Genomic DNA, 10352 nt, shown 5'->3' with positions numbered 1-10352 from the left:
ACTCCTGGTGGCTCAGTGGGGTGTTGGGCTATCGCGGGGTTCAGGGGGCATCGGGGGTGGCAGGGGCGGCGGGCGCGGCGGGGCCGGCGAGGTCGAGTTCGGCCCAGACGGTCTTGGAGTTGGGGTGGCGGGGGATGGTGCCCCAGCGGTGGCTGAGGGCGTCGATGAGGGTGAGGCCGCGTCCGGTCTGGGCGTTGGGGGTGTGGACGGTGGGGAGGACGGGGAGTCTGTCACCCCGGGGGTCGCTGATCTCGATGCGAAGGGTGGTGCCCCGGCGCACGGAGGTGGTGAGGGAGAGGTGAAGCTCGAACCCGCGCCCCGGAACGCGTCCGTGCGTGATCGCGTTGGCGGCCAGCTCCGTGACGATCAGCAGCGCGCAGTGGAACGGCTCGGTGTGCGTGGAGTCCAGCCCCCAGTGGGCGAGTTGACGCCTCGCCAGGCGCCGGCAGATGGCGGCGCCCTTGGGGGTGGCGGCGAGGAGGGCGGTGCGGGAGTGGGGGTTGTCGAGGGGGATTTCGGTCGTCATGGGAGTTAAGCGTGACGGGACGGAAGTACCCTGGCCAGGAACCTGGCGAGCACGGAGAGTGCTTGTACGGACACAGGAGGCCGACGCGTCGGTCGGCTCGGATCAATCGGTCGCAAGGGCGGGTGGTACTCATGTCTGGCGTCGAGCGCACGGTGTTCGATGACGGCGAAACGGTGGAGAACTCGGACGGGGTCGCGGAGTTCTACAGCGCGGTCGGCAAGCTCATCAAGCACTTCCGGGAGCGGGCCGGCATCACGCAGAAGCAGCTGGCGGTCCTGACGGGCTACAGCGAGGACCAGATCGGCATGATGGAGCGCGGGGTCCGGACGGCGAGGATCGAGTTCCTGACGGCGGTGGACCCGATCATCAACGCGGGCGGCGCCCTGAAGGCCGTCGCGGACGACGTGATGAAGGCGAAGGTCCGGATGAGCGAGCGTCATCCGGCCTACTCCAAGGCCTTCACCTCGGAGGAGAACCGGGCCATCGAGATCCACGAGTACGGCACGATGGTGATCCCGGGGCTACTCCAGACCGAGGCGTACATCCGCGCCCTGTACGAGATGCGTCGGCCGATCCTCTCGCCCGAGAAGATCGACGAGTGGGTGGCGGCGCGACTGGCCCGGCAGGAGATCCTGACCCGCTGGCCCCTGCCGGTGGTGACGTGGGTGATCGACGAGAGCGTGCTGCGACGCCCGTTGGGCGGGTGGGACGTGCACAAGGAGCAGCTCCAGCACCTGCTGAAGGTGGGGCAGATGCGGGGCCCCGAACTCCAGGTCATGCCGCTCGACCGGATGAGCCACGCGGGCATGGGCGGCTCGTTCACGCTGCTGACCCCGCCCAACCGACCGCAGATCGGTTACGTCGAGGCGCAGCACGTGAACCGTCTGATCACGGACCCGGTGGTAGTCCGTAATATGGCCGCACGGTACAGCAGTATCCGGGCCCAGGCCCTGGGGCTGAAGGAGTCCCTGGCCCTGATCGAAGCGATTCTGGGAGAGCGGTAGGCATGGCCGAGCTGGCGTGGTTCAAGAGCAGCTACAGCACCAACGAGGGCGCGCAGTGCGTCGAGGTCGCCGAGACCCCCGGCACCGTCCACGTGCGTGACTCCAAGGACAAGACCGGCCCCCAGCTGGCCTTCGAGCCGACCGCCTGGGCGGCCTTCGTGAAGTTCGCCGCCACCACCGAGATCTGACCGACCAGAGCTCCCCTCAAACGGCCCACCGCCTTCCCGGCGGCGGGCCGTTGGCGTTCCCGCAGGCGCCCGACCCCACCCGACAGATCCATTCTGTACGGGTCCGGGCCCGCGTGTATCAGCCGCTGATGCTCTCCTTGCCGTTCTCGATGTGGCCCATGAGGCGGCGCCGATAAGAGGCGTCCTGCTCGACGGTGAGGGTCAGGTCGTACCAGCCCTGGGCGTCATCGGTGCCCCAAGCCACCACGAGCGGCTTCCCGTTCGCGGGAAGGTCGTACTCCTTCGCGGGAACCTTGCTGTACGCGTTCGGCGCCAGCTTCGCCTTGAGGGCCGACGCGCCCCGGTTGGTGATCGACAGCTTCAGCTCCCGGGCGGCCCCGTCCACCGCCGTGGCGACGTCGACCAGCGCCGCGTCGCCGGTAGTCTTGCCCGCGAACTCACGCCGGAAGCCGTTCGGCCCGGTGACGGTGAAGTCGTAGGCGCTGTTCTTCACCGGCACGGCCTCGACGACGGCGCCGAGCACGTCGAAGTGCTGGGGGACGCCGTACTCGCCGGCGTACGGGTAGAGCGCGAGGTGCGCACTGGCCTTGCCGCTGTTGTCCATCCACAGGGAGAACTTCTGCCCGTCGACGTCGAGCGCACCGTAGGCGTCCGGCTGGTAGGGCAGCGGCCGCGCCGGGCGGGGTCCGCTGCCCGTGTACGGGTTCGTGACGGCAGTGGTGCGTTGGAAGTCGAACACCGACGACAGGTCGCCCGCCACGGTGCGACGCCACCGGCTGATGGCCGGCTGGTGCACGCCCAGCCAGTTCTCCAGGAACCGGACCTGCGAGGTGTGGTCGAACACCTGGGAGTTGACGTAGCCGCCGACCGTCCACGGGGACACCGCGATCATCGGCACCCGGACACCCAACCCGATGGGCAGCTTCCCCACGAGCTCGTCGACCCACTGCCCCGCGGGTACCGGCGGCAGGACGTGGTCGAAGAGGCCGCCGTTCTCGTCGTAGCTGATCAACACGACGGTGGAGTCCCATACTTCGGGCTTGGAGGCGATGGCGTCCAGGACCTGGTAGACGATCTGCTGGCCGAACCCCGGGGACGAGTTCCCGGGGTGCTCCGAGTCCCGTGCCGAGGAGACCAGGTACGACACCTGCGGCAGTCTGCCCGCCGCCACGTCGTCCTTGAACGCCTGGACGAAGCCACGGATGTTCTCGACGCCACCCCCGTTCTTACTGGGCCTGTGACGGAACAGTCCGCGCGCGAAGAGGCTCCGATCGGCCTTGGAAAGCTTCTGGACCGAGTCCGCCAAGGCTTTCAGATCATCGTCGCTGATGTCGTCGGGCCCGGGAGGATCCTTGTCCGTCGCCTTGGGGTTGTAGAAGTTGTACAGGCTCGGCTGGGACAGCCCCGCGCCTTCCAGCGCCGCGAGGGCGATCCGCCTGAACTCCTGATGGAACTCCAGGTTGTTGTCGTAGAAGTTGTCCCACTCCTGGTAGACCTGCCAGGACACGCCGTTGGCTTCCAGCAGTTCCGGGTAGCTCGTCCAGTTGTAGGCCCTCGCATCCCTGCTCTTTTCCCTCTCCCGGTCGTGAGCAGCGGATCCGGTCACCCGCCCCCCGTCGGGCTCCCAGCCGCCGAATCCGGAGAAGAGGTAGTTCCGGTTGCTGGTGGTCTCGCCCATCACGGACGAGTGGTAGCCGTCGCAGATGGTGAAGGCGTCCGCCAACTTCCGGTAGAACCTGACCACCTCGGGCTGGTCGTAGTAGCCCATCGTGCTGACATCCTCGGGATGGCCATCAGCCCGCTTGGCCTCGATCCAGCGGTTCCACCATCCCCCGTTCCAGGCGTCGTGGCCGCTGGACCAGTCGTGCTTGATGTCACTGTCGACGTCCGCGCCAGGGACATCCCACTGGTACGGCCCCTTGGACTCCGGCTGCTCCAGGACCGAGGTCTTGCCGTCGGGCAGGAGGACCGTGTTCCGGTCCTCGAACCCCCGCACGCCGGGGGCGCCCTTGCCGAAGTAGTGGTCGAACGAGCGGTTCTCCTGCATCAGGAGGACCACGTGCTTGACCGCATCGAGCCCTCCTTCCGGCGGCTTGCGTTTCATCGCCTCGACCACCGAGGACGGAAGGTCGGGCGGGACCACCTTGTCGGACATTCTCGTCTCCCTGGATGTTCTCGTGACTCCGCACGGGCCGCCCGGCCGGATAGCCGGCAGGGCGGCCCGCCTCGACGAAGCGTCAGTTCTGGGTGAGGCTCTTCCACTCGCTGAGCGGCCCCGGTCCGTAGGTCTTCTTGTCCTCGTGCGGCTCGCCGTCGGCCACGTTGATGCGGACGAACCGGTCGCCGGAGAAGACCCAGTACTCGTTGCTGCCGTCCGGCACCTTCATGACGGCGTCCACCGTCGTGAAGTCGGACAGGCTGGGCCAGTCGTCCTTGATCGTGCCCTCCTGGATGAACTTCTCCCCGTACGGGTGCGCGGTCTTGACCTCGATCTCGATGCGCCTGTATTTGCTGCCGGAGAACACCCAGAACTGGGTCGGCTTGTCGGGGACGGCCATGACTGCGTCCACGTGACTGAATCCCATGGTGGATCCCTTTCAGGGTCGTGTGTCCTTGCGGTGCCCAACGCCGTTGCGGGCGGCGTGTTCACGCCCGTCCTGAGCGCCGTCGCGGTGCGGCTTACCGCATCTCGGCACCACGGTCAGCGTACGTCCGACGACAGTGCGTCGCACTTCCTGGAAATCCATGGAAGTTCGTACAGGATTCACATTTCCGGGAGCAAGATTTCCATTTCAGGGAACGGCGTCCACCTGGTCGGGAATCACCTGGCCGCTGTCGTCGCGCACCGGCCCCGCCGTGCCGTCCGGCCCGGTGTAGGCCGTGGTGGAGCAGGGGTACCGGCAGGGCAGGGCGGGCAGGGGGTCGATGAACATCGGGTTCACCAGCCACTTACCGTCCTCGTTGCGGTAGGCGTGGCACATCAGCTCGGCCGCCTGCCGGTTGATGGCCAGCCGGAGTCCCGTCGCGTCTCCCACGAAGGTGACGTCGGTGGTGGAGTCCCCGGCGGCGAAGGCCTGGCGCTCGGCCTCGGGGGCCCGCTGGAACGCCGCCTCGCCCTGGATGCCGAGGATGTCCTGGTTGATGAAGCAGCGCTTGCCGTCGATGTAGGTGATCACGGAGTCCGCCGGCGCGGCACCGCAGTCGGCCAGGTGGGCCGTCAGCCTGCCGTTCTCGGTCTTGGTGCGGACCCCGATCACCTGGTCGGCGGCGAAGCCGAGGTCCTCGGCCCACACCCGTACCACGGGCTCCGGGGAGGCGGAGACGACGCGCACGTCGAAGCCGGCCCGCCGCAACGTGCCGACCAGGTCGCGCATGTGCGCGTAGTACCGCACCCAGACGGTGCGGACGGCCTGCGCGGAGTCCGACGGGGACGCCGCCAAGCTCTCGGCGCGGGCCTGGCGGGCGAACCCCTCGACCTCGTCGGCGGTGTGCCCGGCGAGGAGCTGCGCGCCCCACGCGTAGGCGGGGTTGATGCGCCGGTGGTCGTAGCCCGCGAAGGCCGCCGCACCGCCGGTGGTGGCCTGCTCGCCGTACACGGAGAGGATCTCGGCCGCGCATCCGGCGTCCGTGTTCGTGGGGAGCGGGCTCCCGGCCGCGGTGGCGTCCCCGCAGGCCTCGCTCAGTGCTGTGGCGGCCTCGGTGGTCAGGTAGCGGCTGCTGGTCGACCAGTCCTGGCCTGCCGGCTGGAGGATCTTGTCGTTGCGCACTAGCCAGGACATCGTCGCGTCACCGACGTCGTTCTTGACCAGCGTGTTGTCCCAGTCGAACAGGGCCAGCGGGTGGGCGTCGGGCCGGGCACAGATGCCGGACGCGTCGATGAAGTCCTGGAGCTTGTGCCGGTTTTCCGCGTACCAGACCAGACGGGTGTCCAGCGTCGGACAGGTCGCCGCCATGGCCCGTGGCGCGGGCGCGAGGGTCGGCACTCCGGCCGTCAGGACGATGCCGAGTACGGCGGCGGGGAGCGCCCGGCGAGGGGCCCTCATGAAACGGCGGGCTTGCGGTCGAGGTAGATGTGCGTCGTGGTGGTCCCGCCGTCCTCCTCCTTGCTGACACCGGCGTTCAGATCGGTGTCGATCCTGCTGTAGCCGGACGGCGGGTCGACCTTCTTCTCGCCGTCGACCCAGGAGGCGATCCGCAGGTCCTCGATGGGCTTGCCGTCGCCCTTCCGGGTCACGGCCATGAAGAGCGGGTGGGGCTTCCCCGAGTCCGCGTCGACGGCGCCCTTGTTGAGGTCCACCGGGATCTTCTCGTAGCCCTTGGGCGGCTTCTCGTCCCCGACGAGGATGCGGATGTCCGTGATCGGTTCGTCCTGGTCGTGCCGCTCGTAGACGAGGTAGAGGTAGTCACCCCCCACACCGCTGTTGAGGTCGGTGTCGATCTTCTTCCAGCCGGTGGGCACGGGGACCGGGTTCTTGTCGTAGCCGACGAGGATGTTCACGTCGGTGATGCGCTGGCCCATGGAGATGCTCCTTCGGTACTCCGGACGGCCCCGCGGGCCCGGGCGACACCACGGATCACCGAAGGACCGGCCGAGCTGGGGAACGGTTCGATCGTCCCCGACCCTTTCCCGGCCCGCGCGGGAGCCTGCGCCCTCCCAGTGAATCCCGGCAGGCCGCGCCCGCTCGGCTCTCAGCGCCGGTCGGGCGCCTGGGCCAGCAGGCAGGCGTAGGAGCGGGTTTCCCGCTGCGGGTGCGGCTGTTCGAGGCGGGTCGTGACGGTGAGGCCGGCCTGTTCGAGGAGTTCCACGAGGTGCCCGGCCGGGACGAGGTGCGAGGCGTACGACACCGGGTGGCCGTACCCCTGGGTCGGGCGCAGCACTTGGGCCTCGCCGACGTGGCCGCCGAGCAGGAGGTGGCCGCCGGGCGCGAGGACGCGGGCGAACTCGGAGAACAGGAGCGGCAGTTGCGAGGCCGGGGTGTGGTGGACGGAGTACCAGGCGAGGATGCCGCCGAGGGCGCCGTCGGGGAGGTCGAGGGCGCCCATCGAACCGTGCAGGAAGCGCAGTCGGGGGTACGCCCGGCGGGCGAGCGCGACCATCTCGCCCGACACGTCCACCCCGAAGGCCCGCAGGCCCAGACCGGACAGGTACGCCGTCACCCGACCCGGGCCGCAGCCGAGGTCGGCGACCTCGCCGCCGCCCGACTCCCGTACCAGCTCCGCGAAGGCGGCGAGCATGGCGCGGGACACCGGGTCCATGCCCTCCGGCGGGACGACGAGGCGGAGGTAGTCGGCGGCGACGGCGTCGTACGAGGCGCGGACGGCGGCGAGGTGCGCGGGTTCGGTCACCGCGCCATCTTGGCAGCCCTGGCGGCGCGTTCGGCGAAGACCTTCTCCCGGCGGTCGGCGGTCTGCTTCAGCATGCGCTTGCGGTCGCGGGCGGAGAGGCGGTCGATGTAGAGCCCGCCGTTCAGGTGGTCGGTCTCGTGCTGGAGGCAGCGGGCGAAGTAGCCGGTGCCCTCGATCACGACGGGGTCGCCGTGCTGGTCGACGCCGCGCACCACGGTGCGGGCGGGGCGGGCGAGTTTGGTGTTCGCGCCGGGGACGGAGAGGCAGCCCTCGGTCTCCTCGATCAGCGCGCGGCCGGGCTCCTGCTCGTCGACCACCGGGTTGAGCACGTGGCCGGTGTGCCGGACGCCGTCGTCGTCGGGGCAGTCGTAGACGAACAGCCGCAGGTCGACGTCCACCTGGTTGGCGGCGAGGCCGCAGCCGTCGGCGGCGTGCATGGTGGCGAACATGTCGTCGATGAGCCGGGCCAGGCGCTCGCCGCCGAAGTCCTCCTCGGTGGCGGTCCGGCAGGTGCGGCTCAGGATCTCCTCCCCCACCTCGGTGATCCGCAGGACGGTCGGCCGTTCGCGCAGCTCGGACACGGGAGGGCGCTCCTTCGAGAGACGGTACTTGCGATCTGACTTTGCAAAGTAGCAGACTTTGCAAAGTGACCGAAGACCTCGTCAGAACCGGCTCCCTCCCCGAGCACGCCGTCCGCACCGCGCTGCTGGCCCTGCTCGCCGAGTGCGAGCACGGCACCGTCACCTCCACCGAGGCCGCCGCCCGACTCGGCCTCAGCTCCGGCCTCTGTTCCTTCCACCTGCGGCAGTTGGCCCGGTACGGGCTGATCGAGGAGGCCCCGGCCACCGACGGGCGGGCCCGGCCCTGGCGGCTCCCGGCGGCCCAACAGGAAGCCGTGGACGGCGAGTTCGGCGAGCTGGCGCGCGGCCTGGAGGACGAGAGCTACCAGCGCTGGCTCGCCCGGCGCGCCGAGGCCCCGGCCGAGTGGCGGCAGGACGAGGCCTTCAGCTCCGTCGTCTACCTGACGCCCGAGGAGCTGGCCGCCGTCGGCGAGGAGGTCCGCCGGACGCTGGCCCGCTACCGGGGCCGCGAGACCGACCCGGCCGCCCGCCCCACCGGGGCCCGCCCGGTCGCCGCCGTCACCCGGCTCTTCCCGCTCCTCGACCAATAGGCACTCGACCGATGGACAGACGGACGGACGGACGGACAGGCAGACCGTCAGACGGCGCGCGAACGCGCCCGCGCCGCCCGTACCAGCGGCCCGGCCGCCAACCCCACCGCGGCCCCGAAGGCCACCCCCTGCACCCCGTCCCAGACGTCCTGCACGTCGCAGGCCCGCCCGATCGCCGGCAGCGCGTAGTGCACCGCCGACACCGCGAACGGCAGCACCGCCGCACCCAGCAGCGCCACCACCGCCCGCCGCCGGGTGCCCGCCAGCGCCGCCGCGAAGCCGACCGGGGCGTAGGTCGCCAGCTTGAGCTCGATGTGCCGGACGTGCAGCAGCTCGTACGGCGACCGCGGCCGACCGCCCGCCACGGCGCAGTGCCGGACGGCGCCCTCCGAGAGCCGGAACGCCTCCGGCAGCAGGGTCGCCACGACCACCCCGCCGAGCCCGAGCAGCAGAACGAAGCCCACCGCCCAGTGGGCCCGCAGCAATCGCCCCACCGGCCGGTTCAACAGGGCCGCGGGCACCAGCGAGAGCAGCAGCCCGGGCCAGAACATCGGCATCCCGCCGAGCACCGCACTGATCACGCCTGAAACGGACGCCCCGCGCACCCGCCCGGTTCTCACCCGGACGGGAAAACCTCCGGAGCGTCACCGTCCACTCACCGACGGAGGCCGCGGCCGAAGCGGAATAGGCGCTCAGTGCGGGATCGAGGAGATCAGCTCCTGCGCGCCCTGCCGCTTGAGCGCCAGCGCCACCGACGTCCCGAGGTCCTCCGGGCTGAGCGCGCCCGCCCACTCGTGGGCGTCCAGCACCTGCTTGCCGTCCGGGGTGAAGACCCGGCCGCGCAGCGACAGGCGGCCGTCCCGCTCGGCCCTGGCGTACCCGGCGATCGGGCTGTTGCAGTGGCCCTGGAGCGCGTGCAGGAACATCCGCTCGGCCGCCGCCTCGCGCCAGGTGTCGTGGTGGCCGAGGCCGGTGACCGCCTCGATGGTCGCGGTGTCGCCCTCGCGGCACTGCAGGACGAGGATGCCGGCGCCGATCGGCGGGCACATCGCCTCGATGCCGAGCACCTCGGTGATCCGTTCCCGCTCGCCGATCCGCTCCAGGCCGGAGAGGGCGAGCAGCAGCGCGTCGACGTCGCCGGCGTCCAGCTTGGCGAGCCGGCTGTTGGCGTTGCCGCGGATCGGGACGCACTCCAGGTGCGGGTGGGAGGCGGCGAGTTGGGCGACCCGGCGGACGGATGAGGTGCCGATCCGGGTGCCGGGCGGGAGGGCGGCCAGCGGCAGGCCGCCGGGGTGGACGAGGGCGTCGCGGATGTCGTCGCGGCGCAGGTAGGCGGCGAAGACGGTGCCCGCCGGCAGCGGTCGGTCGGCGGGCACGTCCTTGAGGCAGTGGACGGCGACGTCGGCCTCCCCGGCGAGCAGCGCGGCGTCGACCTCCTTGGTGAACGCGCCCTTGCCGCCGAGGGCGGCGAGATCACCCGTCCAGCGGTCGCCCGAGGTGGTGACGGGCACCACCTCGGTGCGCAGACCCGGGTGCAGGGCGGCGAGTTCGGTGCGGACCCGCTCGACCTGGGCTAGCGCCATGGGCGAGGAGCGGGAGACGATGCGGATCAGCTCAGCGGTGGCCATGGCGCAGATGATAGGCGTCCTCACGCCGACGACTGAGCATGCGTCAGTTCCGTGACAGGAGCGCGGCGGACCCGCACACGACGGAGGGCCGGTCGGACGATCCGACCGGCCGTCCCCCACCCCGGGCTCACTCGTTGTGCAGCACCTCGGCGATCGGCAGCCGGGCCGCCGAACGGGCCGGGACGAGCGCGCCGAGGACGGCGATCACGACGCCCGCGAGGCCGACGCCGGTGAGCAGCGGGGCGTTCCAGACGTCCATCGTCCACTCCGGGAAGAGGATGCTCCCGACGTTCTCGATGAGCAGCCGGTGCGCCAGGATGCCGGCCGGGACGCCGATGAGCGCGCTGACCACGCCCTGCCAGGCCACCGAGGTGATCGTCATCGCCACCACCTGGCGGGGCGTCATGCCGATCGACTTGAGCATGCCGAGGTCCCGGCGGCGCTCGCGGATGGTGAGCAGCAGGGTGTTGAAGACGCCCAGCGCGGCGA

General features: G+C 70.6%; 13 protein-coding genes. 3 read left to right on the top strand and 10 right to left on the bottom strand.

Annotated elements, in window-relative coordinates; genetic code table 11:
* Nucleotides 1-40 precede the first annotated feature (40 nt).
* Nucleotides 41-526 (bottom strand): ATP-binding protein, encoded by a 486-nt coding sequence (locus ACFU6K_RS18720; RefSeq protein ID WP_380664349.1) that lies wholly within the window; start codon nt 524-526, stop codon nt 41-43.
* A gap of 131 nt (nt 527-657) precedes the next feature.
* On the opposite strand from ACFU6K_RS18720, the gene ACFU6K_RS18715 reads away from it, so the two are divergent.
* Both ACFU6K_RS18715 and ACFU6K_RS18710 read left to right on the top strand, forming a co-directional pair.
* Nucleotides 658-1530 (top strand): helix-turn-helix domain-containing protein, encoded by an 873-nt coding sequence (locus ACFU6K_RS18715; RefSeq protein ID WP_380664347.1) that lies wholly within the window; start codon nt 658-660, stop codon nt 1528-1530.
* 2 nt (nt 1531-1532) lie between these two features.
* The gene (locus ACFU6K_RS18710) at nt 1533-1718 is read left to right on the top strand and encodes a DUF397 domain-containing protein (RefSeq protein WP_380664345.1); all 186 of its coding nucleotides are present in this window, start codon (nt 1533-1535) and stop codon (nt 1716-1718) included.
* Nucleotides 1719-1836: 118 nt separating this feature from the next.
* Here the strand turns inward: ACFU6K_RS18710 and ACFU6K_RS18705 are convergent, their stop codons facing one another.
* From ACFU6K_RS18705 to def, 6 genes are all read right to left on the bottom strand, one after another.
* Nucleotides 1837-3873: an alkaline phosphatase family protein gene (locus tag ACFU6K_RS18705; protein WP_380664343.1), complete on the bottom strand. Its 2037-nt coding sequence runs from the start codon at nt 3871-3873 to the stop codon at nt 1837-1839.
* Nucleotides 3874-3955: 82 nt separating this feature from the next.
* Entirely contained in the window at nt 3956-4303 is a 348-nt protein-coding gene (locus ACFU6K_RS18700) for a hypothetical protein (RefSeq protein WP_380664341.1), read from the bottom strand.
* A 207-nt stretch (nt 4304-4510) separates the two neighbouring features.
* Nucleotides 4511-5761, bottom strand: coding sequence for a haloacid dehalogenase-like hydrolase (locus tag ACFU6K_RS18695; protein WP_380664339.1), 1251 nt, complete (start codon nt 5759-5761; stop codon nt 4511-4513).
* A complete protein-coding gene (locus ACFU6K_RS18690) occupies nt 5758-6237 on the bottom strand; it encodes a hypothetical protein (RefSeq protein WP_380664337.1) in 480 nt (159 codons plus the stop codon). Before ACFU6K_RS18690 ends, ACFU6K_RS18695 begins: the two co-directional genes overlap by 4 nt.
* 170 nt (nt 6238-6407) lie before the next feature.
* Complete coding sequence (locus ACFU6K_RS18685; protein WP_380664335.1) at nt 6408-7064, bottom strand: class I SAM-dependent methyltransferase; 657 nt, start codon at nt 7062-7064, stop codon at nt 6408-6410.
* The gene (def, locus tag ACFU6K_RS18680; protein ID WP_380664333.1) at nt 7061-7645 is read right to left on the bottom strand and encodes a peptide deformylase; all 585 of its coding nucleotides are present in this window, start codon (nt 7643-7645) and stop codon (nt 7061-7063) included. The genes ACFU6K_RS18685 and def overlap by 4 nt, the downstream gene beginning before the upstream one ends.
* Before the next feature lie 65 nt (nt 7646-7710).
* On the opposite strand from def, the gene ACFU6K_RS18675 reads away from it, so the two are divergent.
* Nucleotides 7711-8235 carry a helix-turn-helix domain-containing protein gene (locus tag ACFU6K_RS18675; RefSeq protein ID WP_380664330.1) on the top strand — a complete coding sequence of 175 codons (525 nt, stop codon included), beginning with the start codon at nt 7711-7713 and terminating at the stop codon, nt 8233-8235.
* Between the two features lie 47 nt (nt 8236-8282).
* Here ACFU6K_RS18675 and ACFU6K_RS18670 read toward each other — a convergent pair whose 3' ends face one another.
* The 3 genes from ACFU6K_RS18670 to ACFU6K_RS18660 form a co-directional block, all read right to left on the bottom strand.
* Nucleotides 8283-8816 carry a hypothetical protein gene (locus ACFU6K_RS18670; protein ID WP_380664328.1) on the bottom strand — a complete coding sequence of 178 codons (534 nt, stop codon included), beginning with the start codon at nt 8814-8816 and terminating at the stop codon, nt 8283-8285.
* 111 nt (nt 8817-8927) lie between these two features.
* On the bottom strand, nt 8928-9863 hold the full coding sequence (gene hemC / locus ACFU6K_RS18665) for a hydroxymethylbilane synthase (protein WP_380664326.1): 936 nt from the start codon (nt 9861-9863) through the stop codon (nt 8928-8930).
* A 127-nt stretch (nt 9864-9990) separates the two neighbouring features.
* On the bottom strand, nt 9991-10352 hold a 362-nt coding region (locus tag ACFU6K_RS18660), incomplete at its 5' end, for an ABC transporter permease (protein ID WP_380664324.1).

The sequence above is a fragment of the Kitasatospora sp. NPDC057512 genome (genome assembly GCF_042802135.1).
Lineage (GTDB): Bacteria > Actinomycetota > Actinomycetes > Streptomycetales > Streptomycetaceae > Kitasatospora.
This window is presented reverse-complemented; position numbering and strand designations above follow the sequence as displayed.